Source organism: Pseudomonas sp. URMO17WK12:I9, assembly GCF_900230165.1.
Classification (GTDB): Bacteria; Pseudomonadota; Gammaproteobacteria; order Pseudomonadales; family Pseudomonadaceae; genus Aquipseudomonas; species Aquipseudomonas fulva.
Genome location: NZ_OCMQ01000002.1, coordinates 14440 through 38890, shown reverse-complemented (window position 1 = coordinate 38890; position 24451 = coordinate 14440). Strand labels below are relative to the sequence as shown.

Below are 24451 nucleotides of genomic sequence, written 5' to 3'. Positions count from 1 at the left end.
GAAAAATTTATTCTTCAGTGCCTTGGGCGGTTTCGGCAGGGTAGGTGGAGCGCCACAGCTCAAAGCCACCATCGACGCTGTAGACGTCGGAAAAGCCTTGCCCTACCAGGTAGGCAGCCGCGCTTTGGCTCGAATTGCCGTGGTAGCAGACGACCAGCGTCGGTGCGTCCAGGTCGGCATTGCGAATGAAGTCGGCGACCGAATGGTTGTCCAGGTGGCGGGCACCGGTGATGTGACCTGCTGCGTAAGCCTGCGGGTCACGAATGTCGACCACGACGGCACCTTGCGCACGCAGGGCCAGGGCCTGTTCGGGGGGGATGCGCTTGAATTCGCTCATGGGGTTGGCTCTGTTCCGGGTTGATCGTTGAGGGTTGAAGTTGGCGCCGCAGGGCGCAGTGTGCCGTCATCGGCACAATCGCAATGGTGGTACTGGCCGTTATCGACGTTGTACAAGGTCATGGACCCGCCCCATACGCAGCCAGTGTCCAGCGCGATGACGCCGGGTTCCTTGACCTGGCCCTGCAAGGCGGCCCAATGCCCGAATATGATCGTCACGTGGCGAGAACGCCGGCCTTTGTGGGCGAACCAGGGCTTGTACCCTTTGGGTGCGCTGTCCAGCCCTTCCTTGCTCTTGAATTCGAGTTTGCCTTCTGCGGTGCAGAAGCGCATGCGCGTCAGGTAATTGGTAATGACCCGCAGGCGTGCGACACCCGCCAAGTTCTTGCTCCACTTGGCGGGCTCGTTGCCATACATGCCGTCCAGGTACAGCGGCAGACGGCTGTCATCGCGCAGTACTTGTTCGACTTCGCCAGCCAGCTCCAGGGCTTTGCCCAGTGTCCATTGCGGCGGAATGCCCGCGTGTACCAAGGCGATGCCGCGCGGTTCATCGTAATGCAGCAGCTTTTGCTGGCGCAGCCAGTCGAGCAGTTGGTCGGCGTCAGGTGCCTCGATGATTTCACGCAGCGTGTCGCTCTTCTTGAGGCGTTCGACGTTGCGCCAGGCCGCAAGCAAGTGCAGATCATGGTTGCCCAGCACGCAGGTCAGCGACTGGCGAATCGAATACAGGTAGCGCAGCGTCTCGAGCGACTCAGGCCCACGGTTCACCAGGTCGCCAACCAGCCACAGCTGATCCACCGCCGGGTCGAAGCGCACACGTTCAAGCAGGCATTTGAGCGGCTGCAGGCAACCTTGCAAGTCACCGACGGCGTACGTGGCCATCAGTGCAGCGCCCCAGGTACTGCCAGGCGGAACGGCGCGATCTGTGCGTCGAAGCGCTTGCCGTCTTCGGCGAACATCTCGTAGCTCCCCTGCATGGTTCCCACGCGGGTGGTGATGACGGCGCCACTGCTGTAGGTGTGGCTCTGGCCCGGCTCGATCGTAGGTTGTTGACCAACCACGCCAGAGCCTTGCACCTCTTCGACCTCACCATCACCGTTGGTGATCAGCCAGTGCCGGGACAGCAGCCTGGCTTTGAGCGAGCCATGGTTATGGATGGTGATGGTATAGGCGAAAGCGAAACGGCTGCTCTCGGGGTCGGATTGTTCTTTGAGGTAACGGGTCACGACGCTGACGTCGATCTGATAGCGAGGGTCGGTCATGCAAGGGCCTTGGGAACTGACGCAATGATGCAGTCTAGGCCATAGGGAGGGGAGAGGGCCAGCGGCGCGATGGGCACGTGCGCTGGCGGACTGACCCGCAAGCAGGCGCCGGGCATCGGGGCGGCGATCTGCTTGCAGGTGCTGACTGCGTTCAGCGGGGCAGGGGGACGGTCAGGCCGTCTGATCAGCCAACTGGTCGGCCAGGCGCACGAAAGCCGCCAGGTCCAGTTGCTCGGGGCGCAGGCTACCATCCACCCCAGCGGCCTCGATGGCGGCGCTGTCGAGCAAGCCTTTAAGGGTATTGCGCAGGGTCTTGCGACGTTGGTTGAACGCATCGCGCACCACCCGCTCAAGCAACTGCGGGTCCTTGGCCGGATGAGGCAGCACGTCGTGCGGCACCAGCCGGACGATGGCCGAGTCCACTTTCGGCGGCGGGTTGAACGCGCCGGGCCCTACGTTGAACAAGTGTTCGACGCGGCAGTGGTACTGGACCATGATCGACAGCCGACCCCAATCACCGCCCCCAGGCCCTGCGGCCATGCGCTCGACCACTTCCTTCTGCAGCATGAAGTGCATGTCGCGGATCAGGTCGGCGTGGCTGAGCAGGTGGAAGATCAGCGGGGTGGAGATGTTGTAGGGCAGGTTGCCCACCACCTTGAGGCTACGTGCCGGTACCCCCAGCTGGTTGAAGTCGAACTTCAGGGCGTCGCCTTGGTGCAGGCGGAAATTGCCGTTGCCTGCAAACTTGTGCTGCAGGATCGGCACCAGGTCCTTGTCCAGCTCCACTACATCCAGTTGCGCGCCGCTGCCCAGCAGGCCTTCGGTCAATGCGCCCTGGCCCGGGCCGATTTCAAGCAAATGCTCGCCTGGCTTGGCATTGATGGCACGCAGGATGCGGTCGATGATGCCTGCATCGTGCAGGAAGTTCTGCCCGAAACGCTTGCGCGCCCGGTGTTGGTATTGCTCGTTCATGGTCGGTTCTCGGCCATCTGGTAGGCGGTGTCCAGGGCAACGCGCAGGCTGCCGGTATCGACCTTGCCGGTGCCGGCCAGGTCCAGGGCCGTGCCATGATCAACCGAGGTACGGATGATCGGCAGGCCCAGCGTGACATTGACCGCAGCGCCGAAGCCCTTGTACTTGAGGACGGGGAGCCCTTGGTCGTGGTACATCGCCAGCACCGCGTCGCAGTGCTCCAGATATTTGGGGGTAAACAGGGTATCGGCCGGCAGTGGCCCGCGCAGGTCCATGCCTTCGGCACGTAGACGGGTCAGGGTAGGCTCGATGATGTCGATTTCCTCGCGGCCCAGATGGCCACCTTCGCCCGCATGGGGGTTCAGGCCGCATACCAGGATGCGAGGGTTGGCGATGCCGAATTTGTCGCGCATGTCGGCATGCAGAATGCGTGTCACGCGCTCGATGCGCTCGGCAGTAATGGCCTCGGCGATGTCACGCAGCGGCAGGTGGGTGGTGACCAGGGCGACGCGCAGGCCGTGGGTGGCCAGCATCATTACCACTTGGGCGGTATGGGTCAGCTCAGCCAGAAATTCGGTATGCCCCGAAAAAGGAATACCGCTTTCATTGATGACGCCCTTGTGCACGGGCGCTGTGATCATGCCGTCGAAATGGCCGTCCAGGCAGCCTTGTCCGGCACGGGTCAAGGTCTGCAACACGAATGGCGCATTGGCCTGGTCCAGCTGACCAGCCACCACTGGGGCAGACAGCGGCGTGTCCCACACATACAGGCTGCCGGCGGGTGCCGGTTGGCTCGGCCATTGCCCTGGCATGACAGACAGCAAGCTAACGTCCAGCCCCAGCTGGGTGGCCCGCTCGGCGAGCAGGTCACGGCTGGAGATGGCAATCAGAGGGTGGGGCTGGGCGTCGGCAGCGAGCAGCAGGCATAGGTCAGGCCCTATCCCCGCCGGCTCGCCGGGTGTGACGGCGAAGCGCAGGGGCTTCACTGAGCAGCCTGGTCAGCGCCAGGCAGCTTGATTTCAACGTAGGCTTCGTCGCGGATCTGGCGCAGCCAGGTCTGCAGCTCTTCGTCGTACTTGCGGTTGCGCAGCACACTCAGGGCTTGCTGTTCACGGGCCTGTTCGGTGCTGTCGGTAGCGCGGCGGCCCAGCACTTCCATCACGTGCCAGCCATATTGGGTCTTGAACGGCTTGGTCACCACGCCTTGCTGGGCGTTGGCCATCTGCTCGCGGAACTCCGGCACCAGGGTGTTCGGGTCTACCCAGTTGAGGTCACCGCCGTTGAGCGCCGAGCCCGGATCTTCCGAGAAGCTCTTGGCCAGGGTGGCAAAGTCTTCACCGTTTTCGATGCGCTCGTAGATCTTTTCAGCCAGTTGCTGAGTGGCGGCTTCGCTGCGCACTTCACTTGGCTTGATCAGGATGTGGCGCACGTGCACCTCGTCGCGCAGCACGTTCTCGCTGCCACCACGCTTTTCCTCAAGCTTGAGGATGATGAAGCCGTTGGGGATGCGAATGGGCTGGGTAATTTCACCCACCGGCATGCTGCTCAGCATCTTGGCAAAGTCCGGAGGCAGTTGACCAGCTTTGCGCCAGCCCATCTCGCCGCCTTCGAGCGCGTTCTCACTGGCCGAGTTGGCGATTGCCATCTGACCGAAGTCCGCACCTTGCTTGAGCTGCTGGTAGACATCGCCCACTTTGCGCGCAGCCTTCTGGATGTCGCTGGAGTTGGCCGCTTCCGGGGTTGGGATCAGGATGTTGGCCAGGCGGTATTCTTCGGACATCTGCATCTTGCCCATGTCCGAATTCAGGAAGTTCTTCACTTCCTGCTCCGACACCTGGATGCGCTCGGCCACCCGGCGTTGACGCACGCGGCTGATGATCATCTCGCGCTTGACCTGCTCGCGAGCATCGTCGAACGACAGGCCGTCATGGGCCAGGGCCGCGCGGAACTGGTCGATGGACATGCCGTTGCGCTGGGCAATGGTGCCGATCGCCTGGTTCAGCTCCTCGTCGGTGATGCGGATGCCCGAGCGCTCGCCGATCTGCAGCTGCAGGTTTTCGACGATCAGGCGTTCCAGCACCTGCTGCTGCAGGGCGCCGCTGGGCGGCACGCTGCCGCCGCGCTTGGCGATGGTCTGCTGAACTTCCCGCACGCGCTGGTCCAGTTGGCTTTGCATGACCACGTCGTTGTCGACGATGGCCACCACCCGATCAAGCGGTTGCACCGCGGCATGCACCGCGCCACTCAGCAAAGCGACGCCCAGCAGCACTGGGCGCAGTCGATCAATAAGCTTGTTCTTCACGTTCACGGTAACCTTGAATGCCTTGGCCGAGGAAGGATTCGACCTTGTTGCCAACGACGCCGCCGAGGCCCTTGAGAACGACCTGCAGGAATACACCATGGTCGCCTTTTTCGTTCTGCGGCAGTGCCTGGCTGAAGTCGTCGAAGTCGAGCCAGTAACGGTTGATCAAGCGCAGCTTCCAGCAGCAGTTGTCGTACTCGAAACCGCCCATGGCTTCCAGGGTGCGGTTACGGTTGTAGTCATGCTGCCAGCGAGCGATGACGCTCCACTGCGGGACGATCGGCCAGATGACCGAGAAGTCGTGCTGCTGGATCTTGTAGTAGTCCTTGATGTAGTTCGGGCTACCCGGGGTGCCGTAGTCGCCACCACCCACTTTCCACGTACCGGTGGCCGAGTCGTAGGCGATGGTGTCGTTACGGTAGCGATAACCGAGGTTGACGATCTTGTTCGGGTTGTCTTCAGGCTGGTAGTGGAACATTGCACTGCCCGAGCGGGTGCTGTGACTGTCCGGGTCCCAGTTGAAGTCCGAATTGAAGCGCCAGTCGCGGTTGAAGTAGTAGTTGTACACCAGCGCGTACGGCGAGACGTCCGACTGCGAGTCCTGGCGGTCACGGTAGTCGAGGCCCGGCAACTGGACCTTGCGGTCCTTGAAGTAGTAGGCCTGGCCGATGCTGAAGTTCTGGCGCTCGAAGCCATTGTCTTCGATCCAGCGGGTGGTCACGCCCAGCGAGAGCTTGTTCTCGTCGCCGATGCGGTCGCTACCGCTGAAGCGGTTGTCACGGAACAGCGAGTCATAGCTGAACAGCGTCTCACCGGTGTCGAACAGCGGGATGTCCTTCTGATCCTTGTAGGGAACGTTCAGGTAGTACAGGCGCGGCTCGAGGGTCTGCTTGTAGTTGTTGCCGAACAGCGAGGTGTTGCGGTCGAAGTACAGGCCGCTGTCCACGCTGAAGATCGGGACGCTGCGGTTGACCGAGCTGCTGTAGCTGCCATAGGCACCAGGGTTGGCGTTGGCAAGGCGAACAGCGTCAGCCTTGCCTTGGCTATCGAGGTCAAGATCGTACTGGGTGTAGGCATACTTCAGCTTCGGCGTCAGGTAGCCATAGCTGGCCTGCATGGGGTAGCTGATCGATGGCGCCACGTTGAGGCGCGTGCCGTTGGCCCGTTCGATACCCTGGATGTTCTGGTCCAGACGACGACCGTCGGCGCCAGCGGTGAGATCCAGATTACCGTCCTTGTCGAACACCGGGCCGTTCTTCAGGTCACGATCGAAGCGCGCCGCTTCGGTTTCGTAGGCCATGGTCAGGCCGCCCGGCTGGTACGGCAGCACACCGTTGAGGGTGATCTGCGGCAGGCGGTCGTAAGGCGTGATCTGCGAGATGGTCGCTGCCTCGTAGGCATGCACGTTCAACCGCGCGGTGTAGCTGTCGCCGCGATAGGTCAGGGCGCCCTGCTGATCGAGGAAGTCCTTGTTCTCGACGCCGATCTGGTCCGACTCAAGGTCCTGGAAGTAGAACGGGTCGCTGATGTCGGTGTAGTTCACCTCGGTCATCAGGCGCTCGTTCAGGCCACCCTTGTGCTGCCAGTTGACCATGTAGCGCTGGTCTTTGTAGTCGGTCTGGTCCTTGCGCTCGTCGCTCTTGTCGTTGAGGTAGGCGCCGCCGAACTGGCCTTCGCTCGAAGGCGTCAGGTAGCGGAACTCGCCTTCCATCAACAGGCCACGCTTGGTCATGTAGCGCGGGTACAACGTGGCGTCGTAGTTGGGCGCCAGGTTGAAGTAGTACGGGGTGACCAGCATGAAGCCAGTGTCGCTGCTGGTGCTGAACGACGGCGGCAGGAAGCCGGACTGGCGGCGGTCGTCGATCGGGAAGTAGATGTACGGTGTGTAGAACACCGGGAAATCCTTGACCCGCAGCGTGACGTTGGTGGCAGTGCCGAACCCGGTGGCCGGGTTGAGGGTGATGTTGTTGCCCTTGAGCTGCCAGGCGTTGCTGCCCGGTTCGCAGGTGGTGTACGTACCGTCCTTGAGGCGGATGATGGCGTTCTCACCGCGCTTGGCGTACAGGGCACTGCCGCGAATGTGCGACTTGTGCATCACGTATTCGGCGTTGTCGACCTGGGCTTCGCCGGTGTCGAGCTGGATCTGCGCCTGGTCACCGACGACCAGCGAGCCGTTGTCACGGATCTTGACGTTGCCCTTGAGCTCGCCACGGTTCTCGGCCTGATACAGGTTGGCCTCGTCGGCCTGGGCCTGCATGCTGCCCTGGCGCATGACCACGTCACCGGCCAGGGTCGCAATCTGCTGCTCCTGTTGGTACTTGGATACCTTGGCGTTGATGTAGGTCGGCGACTCGTCCTTGGGCGTGGTGTCCGCCATGCCGGGGCGCAGCGGCTCGACATAGGCACCGCCGCAGTACGGGCCGGTTTCGGCCAGCTGCGCGGCGGTCAGCTTGTCACGCGGGACCCAGTCCAGGTGGCTGTAGTCCTCGCTGCGCGACTTCAGCCCACGGCCCTTGGCCTCGGTGACCAGCATCGGCCGGTCGGCCTCGGCTTCACCCGTCGCTTCGGTGCCGGTACCGCCAGCAGCGGCGGCACCCTCGTGCACCGGGCGCGGTGGCAGGTTGGTGACGGCGGTTTTGGGCTTGCAGTCCCAACCACCGGAGGCGGACACTTGGCAGTCGAATTGTTCGGCTGCCATGACGTGCGACATGGCCAGAGGTTGCAGGGCCAGCAGACTGCCGGTGACGAGCAACGGAAACTTTCTACGAAACGCGGGGGATTTCAATGCCATCTTATTAGTCCGGGCTTCCTGCGTGCCATCTGCCCGCGTGTGGGGCCGCACGCCTCTCGATGGTCTGAAAAAGATGCTGGATAATAAAGCATGACCCGCTTGACGGCTAGGGCCGTCGGAGACCCTTGTAATGCCTGAACACGATGTACGCCTGCAGCAACTGTCCGCGTGGCTCGACCAGCAACTCCAAGACCTTTTCCTGCGCCAGGCCTGGGGCCCGGTGCCGGCCGGCAGCCTGACGCCTGCCAGCAGCGATGCGAGCTTTCGCCGTTATTTTCGCTGGGAAGGCGCAGGGCACAGTTTCGTGATCATGGATGCACCGCCGCCACAGGAAGATTGCCGACCGTTCGTCGCCATCGATCACCTGCTTGCCGGTGGTGGTGTGCATGTGCCGCTGATCCATGGCCAGGACCTTGAACGCGGTTTCCTGTTGCTGGGCGACCTGGGCCGCCAGACCTACCTGGACGTCATCGACGCCGACAATGCCGATGCCCTGTTCGCCGATGCCATCGATGCCCTGCTGGCCTTGCAGGCGCTGCCCATGGATGCACCGTTGCCCCGCTATGACGAAGCACTGCTGCGCCGGGAGGTGGAACTGTTCCCCCAGTGGTACGTGAAGCATGCGCTTGGCCTGGCGTTCGACGAGGCGCAGGCAGCGGCGTGGCAGCGATGCAGCCAGTTGCTGATCGACAGCGCCCTGGCCCAGCCGCAGGTGCTGGTACACCGCGATTTCATGCCGCGCAACCTGATGCAGAGCGACCCTAACCCCGGCGTGCTGGATTTCCAGGATGCCGTTTACGGCCCGGTCACCTACGACATCACCTGCCTGTTCAAGGATGCGTTCCTCAGTTGGCCGCAAGCGAGGGTCGAAGGTTGGCTGCACGACTATTGGCACAAGGCCAAGGCCGCCGGTGTTCCAGTGCAGGCCACGTTCGAAGCCTTCCAGCGTGCCAGCGACTTGATGGGGGTACAGCGCCACCTGAAGGTGATCGGTATCTTCGCCCGTATCTGCCACCGTGATGGCAAACCGCGTTATCTGGCCGACGTACCGCGCTTCTTCGCCTATATAGAAGAAGTGATCGGCCGGCGGCCGGAGCTTGCCGAGCTGGGCGAGCTGATCGCTGGCCTGCAAGCAGGAGCGCGTGCATGAAGGCGATGATTCTGGCAGCAGGCAAAGGCGAGCGCATGCGCCCGCTGACCCTGCACACGCCCAAGCCGCTGATACCGCTGGCGGGGCGCCCGCTGATCGAATACCACCTGATGGCGCTTGCGGCGACAGGGGTCACCGACGTGGTGATCAACCACGCCTGGCTGGGTCAGCAGATCGAGGACCACCTGGGCGATGGCAGCCGTTACGGCCTGCGTATCGCCTATTCCCCGGAAGGCGAGCCGCTGGAGACCGGAGGCGGTATTTTCAAGGCCTTGCCCTTGCTGGGAGATGCGCCGTTCCTGCTGATCAACGGTGATATCTGGACCGAGTACGATTTCTCCCATCTACAGGCGCCGCTGCAAGGGTTGGCTCACCTGGTGCTGGTGGACAACCCCGGGCATCACGGCCTAGGCGATTTTCGCCTGGCCGGCACTCAGGTGGTCGATGGGGACGGTGCACCCGGCACGTTGACCTTCAGCGGTATCTCGGTGTTGCATCCGGCGTTGTTCGAAGGCTGCACACCTGGCGCCTTCAAGTTGGCGCCCTTGCTGCGCCAGGCCATGGCCAGCGGCCAGGTGAGCGGTGAGCATTTTGCCGGGCACTGGGTCGATGTGGGTACCGTCGAGCGCCTGGCCGAGGCCGAGCGTCTGCTGGGCGAGCAGCGCTGAGATGTGGTGGCCAGGCACGTTGATCGGGGCTGGGGCAGGGTTTGCCATCGCCAGCATTCCGGGTGCCCTGCTCGGTGCACTGCTGGGGCAGATGATGGACCGTCACCTGCGCCTGCAAGGCTGGGACGATGTGCGCGAGCGGTTAGGCGGGCGTCCGGCGCCAAGGGACGAAGAGTTGCTGTTTGTGCTGCTGGGGCGCCTGGCCAAAAGCGATGGGCGTGTGGTCGAGCAGCATATCCAGCAGGCTCGGCAGGAAATGGCCCGGCTGAACCTGGATGAAGCGGCCAGGTTGCGGGCGATCGATGCTTTCAATCGGGGCAAGGGTGGCAAGGAACGGTTGGGCAGCTATCTGCGCCGGATCCGCCAGCAGCCTCATGCGGCCGAAGGCACCTTGCGCGCCAGCTGGCGCATGGTCTGGGCCGACGGCAAGATGGGCAACAAGGAGCGTGAGCTGCTGCTGGACTGGGGACACAAACTGGGCATGAGCCGGCGCCAGGTGCAGGCCATGTCCCAGGAGTACGAACCTCGTCGAACGGCTGGCATGGCAGGGGTCGGCATGACCTATGCGGCAGCGATGCGCCTGCTTGGCGTGGACACCGATACCGACGGCGCACTTGTCAAACAGGCTTATCGCCGACTGGTCAGTCGTCATCACCCGGACAAGCTGGCCGGCACTGGCGCCAGCGAGGCGCAGCTGCGCGAAGCCACCGAGCGAACTCGCGAGCTGCACCAGGCCTACGCGCTGATCCGTAAGCGCCGGGATCTCTAGCCGGCACCGAGCGCCGGCAGTGATCCTGCCCTGCCTGCGAAATCAGGGCTGCATCCAGCCCCGCACGCGACGAAACAACTGTTCCTGGTCGGCGGCCTGATTGCCCGGCATGGCGATCAGGGACAACTGGCGGTATTGACTGTCTTTCTGCCGCTTGCTGGCCTGCAGGCGCTGCATCGCAGCGTTACGGTCTGCGCTGCGGGTCACGTAGTAGATGTCGGCCGTGGGCACTTTCAGGGTAGGCGTCAGGCTTTCCAGGTCATGCTCGACACGGGCAGGGGTCTGGGCGGCCACCATGACCAGCTTCTGCACCTCTGGCGGCTGCTTTTCGCTCAGGTAACGGGCTGCCCAGTAGGCGCCGCTGCCATGACCGATCAACACGATACTGCGAGCATTGTGTTGCTGGGCGAACGCGACGGCGGCGTCCAGGCGGGCGAAAATGCGCTCGGCATCGGCAGGGTCGGCCTGCTGGCTGGCAGCTTCGGCGTCGGTGCCTTGAGCCGCTTCGGGCTCGGCAGCGGTGGCTTGCGCCACGTTGGCGTTGGCGTCGGCAGGTTCGTCCTTGGCAGGCGCCGTTTGCCCATCGGCCTGAGCAGGCGCGGTGGCGGGCTTGGTTTCCACACGTGCCAATGGGCTGTCGAGCAGCAGGTCAGGCAGGCTCACGCTCAGGCTGTGCCAGCCCACATCCGGAAATTTCTGGCGCAGCGGGCCCACGGCGTTGGGCCAGTCTGCCGTTTCGCCAGCACCCGGCACGATGATCACCGCGCCCTGTGGGTCGCTGTCGTTGGCGGCCTTCCACAACGCAAGGAAACTGTCAGTACCGGCTTGCAGGGTTTGCTGCTCGGCCTTGGGCACGCGGCGCTCGAGTGCCTGGGCGTCCTCCTGGCTGCGCTCGATCAGGGGCGGGCGCGAGGGCGCAGCTTCGGTGGCTGCCGGCGCTTTCTCAGGCGGGGTCGCCGGTGCGTCGTCAGCCAGCGCAGCCACAGGAAGGAGCGAGACCAGGCAGCACATTGCCAGCGTCGTGCGATAGAGTGTGAACATGTCTCAACCCAAGGCAAGAATGATACCGGCAGCGTAATGGTATTTGCCCGTTACGGCCACGGTCGATGGCCGCCCCTGTGTGGACGAACGTGTAGATGAAGCGATTGCATCGCCTGTTGATGATCGGCTGCCTGTGGCTGCCGCTGATGGCCGTGGCAAGGCCTGAGGCGGTGCCAGAGGTCGCGCTGGAGCCGACGCAGCAACAGTGGCTCGACACCCACCGCAGCCTGCGCGTTGGGTTGGTACTGCAAGCCCCCTATGCCCAGTTCGACCGCCGCCTGCAGCAACTGTACGGCGCTAACGTGGAGCTGGTAAGCAGCCTGGCCAAAGTGCTGCATCTGGACCTCACGTGGCGCCATTATCCAGACCAGGCCAGTCTCGAACGGGCCTTGCAGGCAGGGGAGATCGACTTCGCACCAGGCTTGACTCAGACACCGGCCACGTTGCGCCTGTGGTTGTTCAGCGACCCCTACATGCGCGTGCCGCAGCTGATCGTTGGGCCACGCAACGCGGCGCTGGGCGTTGAGCTGGAGAAACTGGACGCAGCCCAGCGCGTGGCCGTGCGCATGCCAGGGGCACTGGCCAACTACCTGCGTGCCAACTACGGCAACCTGAACCTGCAGGGAGTGCCGAACGACCGTGAAGCCTTGCAACTGGTGGTCGGAGGGCAGGCCAGCTATGCCGTCCTGGACGAGGCCCAACTGAGTCGCCTGTCCCGTGAAAGCGAGTTCAGCGAACTGGCGGTCGTGGGGGATATCGGCCTGCCGCAACTGCTGCGCATGGGTTCTCGGCCAGACTGGCCACGGTTGGCCGAGGTGTTGGAGCGTGGCTTGCAGGCATTGCCGGCCAAGGAACTGGAACAGTTGCATCAGCGCTGGTTGCAGCCCAGGTACTCCAGGATCAGCGAGTCGCCAGGGTTCTGGCAAAACCTGGCCTTGTTGCTGGGGCTGTTGCTGATCTGCGCATTGATCACCTTGGTATGGCAGCGCCGCCAGCAGAGTCAGCTGGAGCGCAGCCTGTTGGCCACCCGTGAGCGACTGGTAGAGCGGCATGCGCGCGATGAAGCCTCGCGCCTGAGTCAGTTCGCCATCGATCAGAGCACCGTGGGTATTCTGTGGGTCAATTGGGACAGCCATGTGCGCTATGCCAACCCGGCCGCTGAGCGCATGCTGGGCTATGGCGAAGGCGCCTTGCTGGAAAGGCCTTTGGGAGACTTCGAACCCTCGCTGAGCATGGAACGCTGGCTGGACCTGTGGAAAGGCGCGCGTTCAGGCGACAGCGGTGCCGGGCAGTTCGAAACTCAATGCCTGCGTGCTGACGGTTGCCTGCTGCCGGTGGAGCTGTCATTAAGTTTCCTGCGATTTCGCGATGCGGAATACCTGGTGGTGTACATGGCTGATGTCACCGAGCGCCATCGCGCCACGGCTGCCTTGCGCGAAAGCGAGGCACGCCTCAAGGGAATCGCTGGCAACGTGCCAGGGTTGGTGTTTCGCCTGGAGCGGGACCCGGCTGAAAAGGGGCTTGAATTTCCCTATGTCAGCGAGGGGAGTGAGGCATTGGTGGGTTATACGCCTGGCGAGATCCAGCACCCACAGATGGGGCTGCGCAACCTGGTGCACCCCGACGACCGCGCCGATTATCACCGGGTGCAGGACCTGGCGCTGGCCAATGAGCAGGACTGGGCCTGGCAGGGGCGCATCCTGACGCGTCAGGGCGAGCAACGCTGGGCCGACATCAAGGCCAGCACCCGGCGCCTGGGTAATGGCCAACTGGTCTGGGATGGGGTGGTCTGGGACATCACCCAGGGCAAGCGCGCCGAGCAGGCCCTGGCCCGTTCCCAGGAGCAACTGCGCGAACTTTCGGCGCACCTGGAAAGCGTGCGCGAGGAGGAAAAAGCCCGAATCGCCCGCGAGGTGCACGATGAGTTGGGCCAGATGCTGACCGTGCTCAAACTCGAAGTGTCCATGTGCGAACTGGCCTTTGCCGAACTGGACCCCGGCCTCAATGAGCGGCTGACGACCATGAAGCGCCTGATCAGCCAGCTGTTTCAGCTGGTACGCGATGTCGCCACCGCGCTGCGCCCGCCCATTCTGGATGCGGGGATTGCCTCGGCCATCGAGTGGCAAGCCCGACGCTTCGAGGCGCGCACCCAGATTCCTTGCCTGGTGCAGGTTCCTGACCAGCTGCCGGCATTGAGCGACGCCCGGGCAACGGGCCTTTTCCGTATCCTTCAGGAAGCGCTCACCAATGTGATGCGCCACGCCCAGGCGCACAGCGTGGAAATCGAGCTGGTGCGCGAGGCCGGGCATTTGCGCATGACGGTCAGTGATGACGGGCAGGGTTTCTGCCCCGACCAGCCGCGCCCCAGCTCCTTTGGCCTGGTCGGGATGCGCGAGCGGGTATTGATGATGGGCGGCAGCATGGTGCTGCACAGTGAGCCCGGCGACGGCACGCGCTTGAGCGTAGCCATTGCCCTAGAGCAGGAGGAGCGAACGTGATTCGAGTGCTGGTGGCCGAGGACCACACCATTGTCCGGGAGGGGATCAAGCAGTTGATCGGGCTGGCGAAGGACATGCAGGTGGTAGGGGAAGCCGCAAACGGCGAGCAGTTGCTCGATAGCCTGCGGCACATCCGGTGTGACGTGGTGCTGCTGGATATTTCTATGCCGGGCGTGAGTGGCCTGGAAGCGATCCCGCGCATCCGTGCCCTGCACGATGCGCCTGCGATCCTGATGCTGTCGATGCACGATGAGGCGCAGATGGCGGCCCGCGCCCTGAAGGCCGGCGCGGCTGGGTACGCGACCAAGGACAGCGACCCGGCCTTGTTGCTGGCGGCGATACGTCGGGTAGCTGGGGGCGGGCGTTACATCGATCCGGCGCTGGCCGACCGCATGGTCTTCGAAGTGGGCCTGACCGAATCCAGGCCGTTGCACACCTTGCTGTCGGAACGAGAATTTTCGGTGTTCGAACGCCTGGCCCAGGGCGCCAACGTCAATGACATCGCCCAGCAACTGGCGTTATCGAGCAAGACCATCAGCACCCACAAGGCGCGCTTGATGCAGAAGCTGAAAGTGAATTCGCTGGCCGAGCTGGTCAAGTATGCGATGGAGCACAAGCTGATCTGATTGCGACATTCAGGGCCGTGCCATCGCTGTCGTGAGCCGGTGCGTAGACCAAGGCTGCCGGCACGCACGCAGCGCCGGCGCTTGCATGGGCGCGGTCGTGCGCTCAAGGACTGACGGTCGAACGCCTCAAACTGTGTGGGCTTGTGTTCTGAAAGCGCCATGCTTGTAGGGCGTTCCCTACAACAAATCTTCCATCCGGACGATGGCATTCTCTCTGGGCGCCCGATTTCCGGGGGGATGCGGCTCTTCTACGCTTTGCCTCACGCAGTCATCCAACAATAAGGTGCAGGCATGAGTGAGGCGAAGTCGAACGCTGCCACCGGCGAAACGCTGGTCAGCTTCCGTGGTGTGCAGAAGAGCTACGACGGCGAGTCGCTGATCGTCAAGAACCTCAACCTCGACATCCGCAAGGGCGAGTTCCTCACCCTGCTAGGGCCTTCCGGGTCCGGCAAGACCACCAGCCTGATGATGCTGGCCGGCTTCGAAACCCCCACAGCCGGGGAAATTCAGCTGGCCGGTCGCTCCATCAACAATGTGCCCCCGCACAAGCGCGATATCGGCATGGTGTTCCAGAACTACGCCTTGTTCCCGCACATGACCGTGGCCGAGAACCTCGCCTTTCCGCTGACCGTGCGCAACCTGAGCAAGACCGATATCACCGAGCGAGTCAAACGGGTATTGAACATGGTTCAGCTCGACAGCTTCGCCAAGCGCTATCCGGGCCAATTGTCCGGTGGGCAGCAACAGCGCGTGGCCCTGGCGCGGGCGCTGGTGTTCGAGCCGCAGCTGGTGTTGATGGACGAGCCACTGGGCGCGCTGGACAAGCAACTGCGCGAACACATGCAGATGGAGATCAAGCACATCCACCAGCGCCTGGGCGTGACCGTGGTGTACGTGACCCACGATCAGGGCGAAGCGCTGACCATGTCCGATCGGGTGGCGGTGTTCCACCAAGGGGAAATTCAGCAGATTGCCGATCCGCGCACCTTGTATGAGGCGCCCAGCAACACGTTCGTCGCCAACTTCATCGGTGAGAACAACCGCCTCAACGGCACCTTGCTGAGCCATGACGGTAACCGCTGCCAGGTGCAGCTGGCGCGCGGCGAGCGGGTCGAAGCCTTGGCGGTCAACGTGGGCCAGCCAGGCGAAGCGGTGACCCTGTCGATCCGCCCGGAGCGGGTACGGCTCAACGGCCACAGTGAGCACTGCGCCAACCGCTTTTCCGGCCGTGTGGCCGAATTCATCTACCTGGGCGACCACGTGCGCGTTCGCCTTGAAGTGTGTGGCAAGGCCGACTTCTTCGTGAAGCAGCCCATCGCCGAACTCGACCCGGCCTTGGCCGTGGGCGATGTGGTGCCACTGGGTTGGGAAGTGGAACACGCCCGTGCACTGGATCCGATCACCGAAGCCCATTGATGGTTTGCAGCACCAACCCTGAACTGTGGAGAGAATAATAATGCGCAAGCAGTTGAAACTGACCGCCCTGGCCCTGGGGCTGTTCGCCGCTGGCCAGAGCATGGCTGCGGACCTGACCGTGGTCTCGTTCGGCGGCGCCAACAAGGCCGCCCAGGTCAAGGCGTTCTACGAGCCGTGGGAAAAGGCCGGCAAGGGCAAGATCGTCGCTGGTGAGTACAACGGTGAAATGGCCAAGGTCAAGGCCATGGTCGACACCAAGAGCGTCTCCTGGAACCTGGTGGAGGTGGAATCACCCGAACTGGCCCGAGGCTGCGACGAGGGCATGTTCGAAGAGCTCGACCCGGCGCTGTTTGGCAATGAGGCCGACTACGTGCCAGGCGCGATTCAGCCTTGTGGTGTCGGCTTCTTCGTTTGGTCGACGGTGCTGGCCTACAACGCCGACAAGCTCAAGACCGCCCCGAGCAGCTGGGCTGATTTCTGGGACACCGAGAAATTCCCAGGCAAACGCGGCCTGCGCAAAGGTGCCAAGTACACCCTGGAATTCGCTTTGATGGCCGATGGTGTGGCGCCCAAGGACGTGTACAAGGTGCTGGGCACCAAAGAGGGCGTGGACCGCGCCTTCAAGAAGCTCGACCAGCTCAAGCCGAGCATCCAGTGGTGGGAAGCCGGCGCCCAGCCGCCGCAGTACCTTGCCTCGGGCGACGTGGTCATGAGTTCGGCCTACAACGGGCGCATCGCTGCGGTGCAGAAGGAGAGCAACCTGAAGGTGGTGTGGAACGGCGGCATCTATGACTTCGATGCCTGGGCCATTCCCAAGGGCGCCAAGAACAGCGACGAGGCGAAAAAATTCATCGCCTTCAGCGTGCAGCCTGAACAGCAGAAGATCTATTCCGAAAACATCGCCTATGGCCCGGCCAACAGCAAGGCGGTCGACCTGCTGTCCGAAGAGGTCAAGAAAGACATGCCGACCACGCCTGAGAACATCGCCAACCAGGTGCAGATCGACGTGGCGTTCTGGGCGGACAACAGCGAGCAGCTGGAGCAACGTTTCAACGCCTGGGCGGCGAAGAAGTAAACGTCCAGTGCAAGGGGCTGCGCTGCGGCCCCTCTTTCAGTGTGTATCGTGGAGTTCGCCATGGCCATTGCAGTGCCCCTCAACGAAGGCGCCGGTCCCAATCTCAAACAGCGCCTTAAACACGCCGAGCGGGTCAACCGCTGGAAGGCCCAGGCGCTGATCGCGCCCCTGGCGCTGTTTTTGCTGCTGGTGTTTCTGGTGCCGATCGCAGCCCTGTTGTACAAGAGCGTCGGTAACCCGGAAGTGGTCGCCGGCTTGCCGCGCACGGTCGATATCATTACACAGTGGGATGGCAAGGGCTTGCCGGGCGAGGACGTCTACCAGGCGTTGAGCCAGGACTTGGCCGAATCGCGCAAGAACCAGACCCTGGGTGACCTGTCCAAGCGCTTGAACATGGAGCTGGCCGGCTACCGCAGCCTGTTGGCCAAGACCGCGCGGGCGCTGCCCTTCAAGACCGAGCCTGCCTCCTACAAGGACGGCTTGCAGGCGCTGGACGAGCGCTGGGGCGACCCTGCCTATTGGCAGGCGATTCGCCGCAATACCAGTACCCTGACACCCTTCTATTTGCTGGCGTCGCTGGACCACCGCATCGACGACCTGGGCGAGTTGGCCAAGGCCACGCCGGACCAGGCCATCTACCTGGACATTTTCACCCGCACCCTGTGGATGGGTGTGGTGATCACCGCCATCTGCCTGGTGCTGGCCTATCCGCTGGCTTACCTGCTGGCCAACCTGCCGACACGCCAGAGCAACCTGTTGATGATCCTGGTTTTGCTGCCGTTCTGGACCTCGATTCTGGTACGGGTGGCAGCCTGGATCGTGCTGCTGCAGTCAGGCGGGCTGATCAACAGCGCGCTGATGGCCATGGGCATCATCGATCAGCCGCTGGAGCTGGTCTTCAACCGTACCGGCGTGTACATCTCGATGGTGCACATCCTGCTGCCGTTCATGATCCTGCCGTTGTACAGCGTGATGAAAGGCATCTCCCCGAGCTACATGCGCGCGGCCATCTCGCTGGGCTGCCATCCCTTCGCGAGCTTCTGGCGGGTGTACTTCCCGCAGACCTATGCCGGGGTAGGGGCAGGGTGCTTGCTGGTGTTCATTCTGGCCATCGGCTACTACATCACCCCGGCGCTGCTTGGCAGCCCGAACGACCAGATGGTCAGTTATTTCGTGGCGTTCTACACCAACACCAGCATCAACTGGGGCATGGCCACCGCGCTGGGCGGTCTGCTGCTGCTGGCCACCGTGCTGCTGTACCTGATCTATAGCTGGCTGGTCGGCGCCAGCCGCCTGCGCCTGAGCTGAGGAGCCTTGTCATGCTGAGCCCTTACATGTCGCCCATCGAGCGGGTCTGGTTCTACAGCCTGCGCATTCTCTGCGGCCTGATATTGCTGTTTCTGATCTTGCCGGTGCTGGTGATCGTGCCCCTGTCGTTCAACAGCGGCAGCTTCCTGGTCTACCCCCTGCAAGGCTTCTCGCTGCAGTGGTACCAGGACTTCTTCGGCTCGGCCGAGTGGATGCGGGCCTTGAAGAACAGCATCATCGTAGCTCCGGCGGCGACCGTGCTGGCCATGGTCTTCGGAACGCTGGCGGCCATCGGGCTGACCCGCGGTGACTTCCCCGGTAAGTCCCTGGTAATGGCCCTGGTGATATCACCGATGGTGGTGCCGGTGGTGATCATTGGCGTGGCCAGCTACCTGTTCTTCGCGCCTCTGGGCCTTGGCAACAGTTTCACCTCGTTGATTCTGGTGCACGCGGTGTTGGGTGTCCCGTTTGTCATCATCACCGTGTCGGCGACGCTGCAAGGCTTCAACTACAACCTGGTGCGCGCGGCTGCCAGCCTGGGTGCTTCGCCGCTGCTGGCGTTTCGCAGGGTGACCTTGCCGCTGATCGCACCAGGGGTGATTTCCGGGGCCTTGTTTGCGTTCGCCACATCCTTCGACGAGGTGGTGGTGACCTTGTTCCTGGCCGGGCCAGAGCAGGCGACCCTGCCACGGCAGATGTTCAGTGGCATTCGCGAGAACCTGAGCCCGACCATCGCGGCTGCGGCAACCCTGCTGATCGGTTTTTCGGTGGTGCTGCTGCTGACCTTGGAATGGCTGCGGGGGCGCAGCGAGAAGCTGCGGACCCAGCAACCGGCCTGACAGCGCTGTCTGCGCTGGCTTGTCAGCCCTTGTGGCGGCAGACAAGCCAGCGCCTGTTGCAACCGCTGCTCGCCACGCGTTGATACCAATCAGCCTTCACCCCGTTGCCTGAGTTACAATGCGCGCCACCGTGATTCTGCCCAACAGGTGCGCCATGCAGCCCTACGCTATTGCTCCCTCCATTCTTTCCGCCGACTTCGCCCGTCTGGGCGAGGAAGTCGATAATGTCCTGGCCGCAGGCGCCGATATCGTCCACTTCGACGTGATGGACAACCACTACGTACCCAATCTGACCATTGGTCCCATGGTCTGCTCCGCACTGCGCAAGTACGGCGTGACCGCACCGATCGACGTGCACCTGATGGTCAGCCCTGTTGACCGTATCATCGGCGACTTCATCGAGGCCGGCGCCACCTACATCACCTTCCATCCCGAAGCGACCCAGCACATCGACCGTTCGTTGCAACTGATCAAGGACGGCGGCTGCAAGGCCGGCCTGGTGTTCAACCCGGCCACCAGTCTGGACGTCCTGAAATACGTGATGGACAAGGTCGACATGGTGCTGCTGATGAGCGTCAACCCAGGCTTCGGTGGTCAGAAGTTCATTCCGGGCACGCTCGACAAGCTACGTGAAGCGCGCGCGCTGATCGACGCCAGCGGCCGCGACATTCGTCTGGAAATCGACGGTGGCGTCAACGTGAACAACATCCGCGAGATCGCCGCCGCCGGTGCCGATACGTTCGTGGCCGGGTCGGCGATCTTCAACGCCCCTGACTACCAGCAGGTCATTGCCCAGATGCGCAGCGAACTGGCACAGGCCCGCCCATGAGCGGCTTCGAGCAGCTGTTCCCAGGAGCGCTGCCCAGGCTGGTGATGTTCGACCTGGATGGCACCTTGGTCGACTCCGTCCCGGACCTGGCCGCAGCGGTGGACCGCATGCTGCTCGAACTCGGCCGACCCGCCGCGGGCCTCGATGCCGTGCGCCAGTGGGTAGGCAATGGCGCGCAGGTGCTGGTACGTCGTGCGCTGGCGGGTGACATCGACCACGCTGGAGTGGACGATGCCCTGGCCGAGCAGGCCTTGGCGCTGTTCATGGACGCCTACGCCGAAAGCCACGACCTGACGGTCGTGTACCCAGGTGTGCAGGACACCTTGCGCTGGCTGCGCAAGCGGGGCGTGGAAATGGCCTTGATCACCAATAAGCCGGAGCGCTTCGTGGGGCCTTTGCTGGACCAGATGAAGCTGGGCAGCTATTTCCGCTGGATCATCGGCGGAGACACCCTGGCGCAGAAGAAACCGGACCCAGCAGCGTTGCTGTTCGTGATGCAGATGGCCGGCGTGACGCCGCAGCAAGCGTTGTTCGTCGGCGATTCGCGTAGCGATGTGCTGGCAGCCAAGGCAGCTGGCGTGCAATGCGTTGGGCTGACCTATGGCTACAATCATGGGCGGCCTATCGAAGAAGAGTCGCCCAGCCTCGTGATCGATGACCTGCGGGCTTTGTTGCCCGGTTGCGTAGACCCTGCCACTGGGATAACGTTGGCGGACCTTCAAGCCTCAGACCAAAAAGGGTCCAACGTGGCGGTTACCGGCAAATTCTGGATGAAAGTCATCAAGGCCCTGGCCCGATGGCGTTGGCGCGCCTGACGCCTGCCTGCCGGCGCATGCCGGCCCATCCGTTTGCCCGAACCAACGCTGTTTGCCACGAGGCTACTCATGATCCGCGAAGAATTCCTGCGCCTGGCCGCTGCCGGCTATAACCGCATCCCCCTGGCCTGCGAGACCCTGGCCGACTTCGATACGCCCCTGTCGATTTACCTGAAACTGGCTGACCAGCCCAACTCCTACCTGCTCGAGTCGGTGCAGGGCGGCGAGAAATGGGGGCGGTATTCGATGATTGGTTTGCCGTCGCGGACCGTGCTGCGCGTCCATGGCTACCACGTGACCATCCTGCAGGATGGTGTCGAGGTCGAAAGCCATGACGTCGAGGACCCCCTGGCGTTCGTCGAAACCTTCAAGCAGCGCTACAACGTGGCCGACGTTCCCGGGCTGCCGCGCTTCAACGGTGGACTGGTCGGCTATTTCGGTTATGACTGCGTGCGCTACGTGGAGAAGCGTCTGGGCGCGAGCCCCAATCCGGACCCGCTAGGGGTGCCGGACATCCTCCTGATGGTCTCGGACGCCGTGGTGGTGTTCGACAACCTGGCTGGCAAGATGCACGCCATCGTGCTGGTGGACCCTGCTCAGGAACACGCTTACGAGCAGGGCCAGGCGCGCCTGCAAAGCCTGCTCGAAACGCTTCGCCAGCCCATTACGCCACGCCGCGGGCTGGACCTGAGCGGGCCTCAGGCCGCCGAGCCTGCATTCCGGTCAAGCTATACGCGCGATGACTATGAGCATGCCGTCGGCCGTATCAAGGAATACATCCTGGCCGGGGATTGCATGCAGGTGGTGCCGTCGCAGCGCATGTCCATCGACTTCAAGGCAGCACCCATCGACCTTTATCGCGCCTTGCGTTGCTTCAACCCGACGCCGTACATGTATTTCTTCAACTTTGGGGACTTTCATGTCGTCGGCAGCTCCCCTGAAGTGCTGGTGCGGGTCGAGGACAACCTGGTCACGGTGCGCCCCATTGCCGGTACTCGCCCACGCGGAGCAACGGAGGAGGCCGACCGCGCGCTGGAAGACGACTTGCTGTCGGATGACAAGGAAATTGCAGAGCACCTGATGCTCATCGACCTGGGGCGCAACGATGTCGGCCGCGTATCGTCGACAGGCAGCGTGCGCCTGACCGAGAAGATGGTGATCGAGCGTTATTCCAACGTCATGCACATCGTTTCCAACGTCACCGGCCAGTTGCGCGAAGGGTTGACGGCGATGGACGCACTGCGTGCCATTTTGCCTGCCGGTACGCTGTCCGGCGCGCCCAAGATCCGTGCGATGGAGATCATCGATGAGCTGGAGCCGGTCAAACGCGGGGTTTATGGCGGTGCAGTGGGGTATTTCGCCTGGAACGGCAACATGGACACGGCAATCGCCATCCGTACCGCTGTGATCAAGGATGGAGAGCTGCACGTACAGGCCGGCGGTGGCATTGTCGCCGACTCGGTGCCAGCGCTGGAGTGGGAAGAAACCATCAACAAGCGTCGGGCCATGTTCCGCGCGGTGGCATTGGCCGAACAGACCACTTCGCGGTAGGTGGCAGTCGCTTGAGATATCGCAGCCCATGCCCTTGTAGGCGCGGCCTTGTCGGGGCGCCGGACCGGCCCCGACAAGTTGTGCTGCGAAGCTGACATGCTGGGTCTGCTGCGCAGCCCGTCGCGGCCGGTCAGTCGCCCCGACAAGACCGCTTCTACAGAACGGTCCATGAGTGGCCTCGACAGGCGCCACAGCAGCCTCAGGATTTCGATAAGCGTCAAGTGTTGATCAGGGCTGGTCCTCTGCTAGAAGTCCACGCTAATGCCGAGGCTCACGCCTTGTTGCTTGAGCTCATCGCTCTTGCGCCAGTTGTACCCGGCACGCACATTCACGCCTGCCACCACTTCATGACTGACCCCAACGCTGGCTCGGGTCAGGTTGCTGTGGGGGGTATACCCGTCGAGCGTGAAATCATTGTCCGGCAGAGCGGTGAAGTTCAGGCGTACGTCCTGCTGGTCATGCTCGAACTCGTGCTCACGGGCCACCTCGCCAAATACACGGGTAGCAGGCAATACCTGCACGCTACCCAGCAGGCCCAGGCCCAGCCGCCGTGACGTGCGCTCCTGGTCATCGAACCCCAGCGCGGTCGCACGATCACTTCTTTCGTCATAGCCATCGACCTTGACCCTGGCATAGTCGGCGCTCAGGAATGGCGCCAGCTGCCAGCGGGCACTGTCCGGCGCCAGGTTATAGCCCAGTCGGCCAGACACGGCCCATGTCTCGCCCTGGGTATCGCCTTTTTCACTACGCTCGCTCACCCCCAGCGCGAAGGTGCGTTTCAGATCGTCATAATCCAGGTGCCCGACGGTCAATGCCGCATCTGCCCACCAGCGGTTCTGACGGTACTGCGCGAAGGCACTGGCCAGGTAGCTGTCGAGTGTGTAGTCCGAATCATGGCTGCCCACTTCCAGCTTCTGCCGGTACACGCCGCCAGCCAGCCCCAGCCGCCAGGCATCGTCAACCCGGTAGCTACCGCCGACGGTCAAGTTGTAACCGTGGCCGTCACCACTGGCGGCGCTGCGTTGCCCGCCGAAGTCCAGGTCTTGGGCACCAGCGGCGATGAAAGGCTGCCATTGACCAACAGCTTGCCACGGGGCTTGCCATTGGTTGCGCAGCTCATCCTGATGAGCTCTGACGCTGGCGTGGGCCATTTCGGGCAGCAGGGTGAGCTCCCAAGGGGCGGCCAGAACGGAGTAGGCGTAATCGGCGATCAGTTGCTGGCCAGCAATGGTCGGGTGCACGGCGTCGTTGAACAATAACTTCGTAGGGTCTGGCGTGCTGCCATTGGCGCCGTACACCGGGTTGCCGACGCAGCTTTCGCCGCTGTAGCACGTACCGATCAGGTTCTGGTCGCTGCCCAGCCCGAACTGAGCGGGATTGGTGAGGGCCTCGCTCAGCAACAGTGGGACATTCAAGGGGATGACCTGAGCGTCGATTTGCCTGAGCTGGCTGACCAGTGCCTGGTTGAAGGCACCGGACAGCAATGACAGAGGATTTTGCTGTGGCGTACCGCTGAAGTTGGGCGTCTGGCCAAGATCGGGCAACAGCCAGACCATGATGTAGCGGGCACCACCCTGTTGCAGGGCCTGAGCACTGGCGGCCAGGCGTGCGCCGGCAGCCACGGCGTCGGCTGGGCTGTTGACCAGGCCCTGCAGGAAGTCGTTGCCGCCGCCTGTCACGTAATACAGTGCATTGGGATCGGCGCGAAGGCCGGTGGCCAGATAGCCAGGCTTTTCCCGAAGCACCAGGCCTGCGCCCGGGCGCCCGGGTGGGATGACCGTGCTGGAGGTGGTGGTGATGGAGTCCAGGATCTGCCGAGTGGTATAGCCCCCAACCGCCCAGTTGTTACCATCGGGCAGGCCCAGCGCCGCATTGACTGGCGATGTGGAAGGCCCAAGCGCATTGGCGTCCAGGCCCAGGCGAGCGCCCAGGATCATCGGCGACACCGGTGCATAGCTGCCATCGGCGTTGCGGTTGGTGAAGCGAAGGCCTGCGAACTGGCCGGCGTCGCTCAGGCTGTCACCGAACACGATCAATGAAGCGTATGGGTCAGGGGATGCGAATGCCTGGCCGCAGGCCAATGCCAGGGAGGCGGCGGTGACGCGCAATAACGGTACGTTGAGCATCGATAAACATCCTTTTCTTTGTTTTTATCAGGACAACCTCATCGACCTTAGCAAAACGGCGTGCATCGCACCTGATG

The 24451-nt window shown here is 63.0% G+C and carries 21 protein-coding genes; 12 read left to right on the top strand and 9 right to left on the bottom strand.

The genetic code is table 11. From position 1 onward, the window contains the following. Positions 1-7 precede the first annotated feature (7 nt). From glpE to CRP40_RS04805, 7 genes are all read right to left on the bottom strand, one after another. On the bottom strand, positions 8-337 hold the full coding sequence (glpE, locus tag CRP40_RS04835; RefSeq protein WP_023532468.1) for a thiosulfate sulfurtransferase GlpE: 330 nt from the start codon (positions 335-337) through the stop codon (positions 8-10). After that, positions 334-1218: a symmetrical bis(5'-nucleosyl)-tetraphosphatase gene (locus CRP40_RS04830; RefSeq protein WP_027913627.1), complete on the bottom strand. Its 885-nt coding sequence runs from the start codon at positions 1216-1218 to the stop codon at positions 334-336. Before CRP40_RS04830 ends, glpE begins: the two co-directional genes overlap by 4 nt. Continuing rightward, positions 1218-1598, bottom strand: coding sequence for a Co2+/Mg2+ efflux protein ApaG (apaG, locus tag CRP40_RS04825; protein WP_023532682.1), 381 nt, complete (start codon positions 1596-1598; stop codon positions 1218-1220). Before apaG ends, CRP40_RS04830 begins: the two co-directional genes overlap by 1 nt. Positions 1599-1769: 171 nt before the next feature. Then, a complete protein-coding gene (gene rsmA / locus CRP40_RS04820; RefSeq protein WP_027913628.1) occupies positions 1770-2570 on the bottom strand; it encodes a 16S rRNA (adenine(1518)-N(6)/adenine(1519)-N(6))-dimethyltransferase RsmA in 801 nt (266 codons plus the stop codon). Next, positions 2567-3556, bottom strand: a complete 990-nt coding sequence (pdxA, locus tag CRP40_RS04815) for a 4-hydroxythreonine-4-phosphate dehydrogenase PdxA (protein ID WP_027913629.1) — start codon at positions 3554-3556, stop codon at positions 2567-2569. Before pdxA ends, rsmA begins: the two co-directional genes overlap by 4 nt. Then, a complete protein-coding gene (gene surA / locus CRP40_RS04810) occupies positions 3553-4878 on the bottom strand; it encodes a peptidylprolyl isomerase SurA (protein WP_088523757.1) in 1326 nt (441 codons plus the stop codon). The genes pdxA and surA overlap by 4 nt, the downstream gene beginning before the upstream one ends. Next, on the bottom strand, positions 4853-7663 hold the full coding sequence (locus CRP40_RS04805; protein ID WP_027913631.1) for an LPS-assembly protein LptD: 2811 nt from the start codon (positions 7661-7663) through the stop codon (positions 4853-4855). Before CRP40_RS04805 ends, surA begins: the two co-directional genes overlap by 26 nt. Before the next feature lie 130 nt (positions 7664-7793). On the opposite strand from CRP40_RS04805, the gene CRP40_RS04800 reads away from it, so the two are divergent. The 3 genes from CRP40_RS04800 to djlA are packed head-to-tail and all read left to right on the top strand — an operon-like array spanning position 7794 to position 10250. After that, the gene (locus CRP40_RS04800) at positions 7794-8813 is read left to right on the top strand and encodes a phosphotransferase (RefSeq protein ID WP_027913632.1); all 1020 of its coding nucleotides are present in this window, start codon (positions 7794-7796) and stop codon (positions 8811-8813) included. Beyond that, positions 8810-9481: an N-acetylmuramate alpha-1-phosphate uridylyltransferase MurU gene (gene murU / locus CRP40_RS04795; protein ID WP_027913633.1), complete on the top strand. Its 672-nt coding sequence runs from the start codon at positions 8810-8812 to the stop codon at positions 9479-9481. The genes CRP40_RS04800 and murU overlap by 4 nt, the downstream gene beginning before the upstream one ends. 1 nt (position 9482) lies before the next feature. Then, positions 9483-10250, top strand: coding sequence for a co-chaperone DjlA (gene djlA, locus CRP40_RS04790; RefSeq protein ID WP_027913634.1), 768 nt, complete (start codon positions 9483-9485; stop codon positions 10248-10250). 42 nt (positions 10251-10292) lie between these two features. On the opposite strand, the gene CRP40_RS04785 is transcribed toward djlA, so the two are convergent. After that, a complete protein-coding gene (locus CRP40_RS04785; RefSeq protein WP_027913635.1) occupies positions 10293-11291 on the bottom strand; it encodes an alpha/beta hydrolase family protein in 999 nt (332 codons plus the stop codon). A 95-nt stretch (positions 11292-11386) separates the two neighbouring features. Between CRP40_RS04785 and CRP40_RS04780 the strand changes: the two genes are divergently transcribed. The 9 genes from CRP40_RS04780 to trpE all read left to right on the top strand — a co-directional run bounded on the left by CRP40_RS04780 (position 11387) and on the right by trpE (position 22248). Then, positions 11387-13789, top strand: a complete 2403-nt coding sequence (locus CRP40_RS04780) for a sensor histidine kinase (RefSeq protein WP_027913636.1) — start codon at positions 11387-11389, stop codon at positions 13787-13789. Beyond that, on the top strand, positions 13786-14415 hold the full coding sequence (locus CRP40_RS04775; protein WP_027913637.1) for a response regulator transcription factor: 630 nt from the start codon (positions 13786-13788) through the stop codon (positions 14413-14415). Before CRP40_RS04780 ends, CRP40_RS04775 begins: the two co-directional genes overlap by 4 nt. 291 nt (positions 14416-14706) lie before the next feature. Next, on the top strand, positions 14707-15831 hold the full coding sequence (locus CRP40_RS04770; RefSeq protein ID WP_027913638.1) for an ABC transporter ATP-binding protein: 1125 nt from the start codon (positions 14707-14709) through the stop codon (positions 15829-15831). 40 nt (positions 15832-15871) lie between these two features. Beyond that, positions 15872-16906: an ABC transporter substrate-binding protein gene (locus tag CRP40_RS04765; RefSeq protein WP_023532618.1), complete on the top strand. Its 1035-nt coding sequence runs from the start codon at positions 15872-15874 to the stop codon at positions 16904-16906. Between the two features lie 60 nt (positions 16907-16966). Then, entirely contained in the window at positions 16967-18214 is a 1248-nt protein-coding gene (locus CRP40_RS04760; protein ID WP_027913639.1) for an ABC transporter permease, read from the top strand. 11 nt (positions 18215-18225) lie between these two features. Continuing rightward, positions 18226-19053: an ABC transporter permease gene (locus CRP40_RS04755; RefSeq protein ID WP_023532438.1), complete on the top strand. Its 828-nt coding sequence runs from the start codon at positions 18226-18228 to the stop codon at positions 19051-19053. A gap of 154 nt (positions 19054-19207) precedes the next feature. After that, on the top strand, positions 19208-19882 hold the full coding sequence (gene rpe, locus CRP40_RS04750) for a ribulose-phosphate 3-epimerase (RefSeq protein WP_027913640.1): 675 nt from the start codon (positions 19208-19210) through the stop codon (positions 19880-19882). Beyond that, complete coding sequence (locus CRP40_RS04745) at positions 19879-20697, top strand: phosphoglycolate phosphatase (protein ID WP_027913641.1); 819 nt, start codon at positions 19879-19881, stop codon at positions 20695-20697. Before rpe ends, CRP40_RS04745 begins: the two co-directional genes overlap by 4 nt. Positions 20698-20766: 69 nt before the next feature. Beyond that, on the top strand, positions 20767-22248 hold the full coding sequence (trpE, locus tag CRP40_RS04740; RefSeq protein ID WP_027913642.1) for an anthranilate synthase component I: 1482 nt from the start codon (positions 20767-20769) through the stop codon (positions 22246-22248). 245 nt (positions 22249-22493) lie between these two features. Here trpE and estP read toward each other — a convergent pair whose 3' ends face one another. Next, the gene (gene estP / locus CRP40_RS04735; protein ID WP_027913643.1) at positions 22494-24374 is read right to left on the bottom strand and encodes an esterase EstP; all 1881 of its coding nucleotides are present in this window, start codon (positions 24372-24374) and stop codon (positions 22494-22496) included. Positions 24375-24451: the final 77 nt, after the last annotated feature.

What these genes read in the sequence shown, in the direction of transcription:
- CRP40_RS04760 (WP_027913639.1), top strand. Translation starts at nt 16,967, where the DNA reads ATGGCCATTGCAGTGCCCCTCAACGAAGGCGCCGGTCCCAATCTCAAA.
- glpE (WP_023532468.1), bottom strand. Translation starts at nt 337, where the DNA reads ATGAGCGAATTCAAGCGCATCCCCCCCGAACAGGCCCTGGCCCTGCGT.
- CRP40_RS04745 (WP_027913641.1), top strand. Translation starts at nt 19,879, where the DNA reads ATGAGCGGCTTCGAGCAGCTGTTCCCAGGAGCGCTGCCCAGGCTGGTG.
- CRP40_RS04805 (WP_027913631.1), bottom strand. Translation starts at nt 7,663, where the DNA reads ATGGCATTGAAATCCCCCGCGTTTCGTAGAAAGTTTCCGTTGCTCGTC.
- CRP40_RS04800 (WP_027913632.1), top strand. Translation starts at nt 7,794, where the DNA reads ATGCCTGAACACGATGTACGCCTGCAGCAACTGTCCGCGTGGCTCGAC.
- trpE (WP_027913642.1), top strand. Translation starts at nt 20,767, where the DNA reads ATGATCCGCGAAGAATTCCTGCGCCTGGCCGCTGCCGGCTATAACCGC.
- CRP40_RS04770 (WP_027913638.1), top strand. Translation starts at nt 14,707, where the DNA reads ATGAGTGAGGCGAAGTCGAACGCTGCCACCGGCGAAACGCTGGTCAGC.
- CRP40_RS04755 (WP_023532438.1), top strand. Translation starts at nt 18,226, where the DNA reads ATGCTGAGCCCTTACATGTCGCCCATCGAGCGGGTCTGGTTCTACAGC.
- rpe (WP_027913640.1), top strand. Translation starts at nt 19,208, where the DNA reads ATGCAGCCCTACGCTATTGCTCCCTCCATTCTTTCCGCCGACTTCGCC.
- estP (WP_027913643.1), bottom strand. Translation starts at nt 24,374, where the DNA reads ATGCTCAACGTACCGTTATTGCGCGTCACCGCCGCCTCCCTGGCATTG.
- djlA (WP_027913634.1), top strand. Translation starts at nt 9,483, where the DNA reads ATGTGGTGGCCAGGCACGTTGATCGGGGCTGGGGCAGGGTTTGCCATC.
- apaG (WP_023532682.1), bottom strand. Translation starts at nt 1,598, where the DNA reads ATGACCGACCCTCGCTATCAGATCGACGTCAGCGTCGTGACCCGTTAC.
- CRP40_RS04830 (WP_027913627.1), bottom strand. Translation starts at nt 1,218, where the DNA reads ATGGCCACGTACGCCGTCGGTGACTTGCAAGGTTGCCTGCAGCCGCTC.
- CRP40_RS04780 (WP_027913636.1), top strand. Translation starts at nt 11,387, where the DNA reads ATGAAGCGATTGCATCGCCTGTTGATGATCGGCTGCCTGTGGCTGCCG.
- murU (WP_027913633.1), top strand. Translation starts at nt 8,810, where the DNA reads ATGAAGGCGATGATTCTGGCAGCAGGCAAAGGCGAGCGCATGCGCCCG.
- CRP40_RS04765 (WP_023532618.1), top strand. Translation starts at nt 15,872, where the DNA reads ATGCGCAAGCAGTTGAAACTGACCGCCCTGGCCCTGGGGCTGTTCGCC.
- CRP40_RS04785 (WP_027913635.1), bottom strand. Translation starts at nt 11,291, where the DNA reads ATGTTCACACTCTATCGCACGACGCTGGCAATGTGCTGCCTGGTCTCG.
- rsmA (WP_027913628.1), bottom strand. Translation starts at nt 2,570, where the DNA reads ATGAACGAGCAATACCAACACCGGGCGCGCAAGCGTTTCGGGCAGAAC.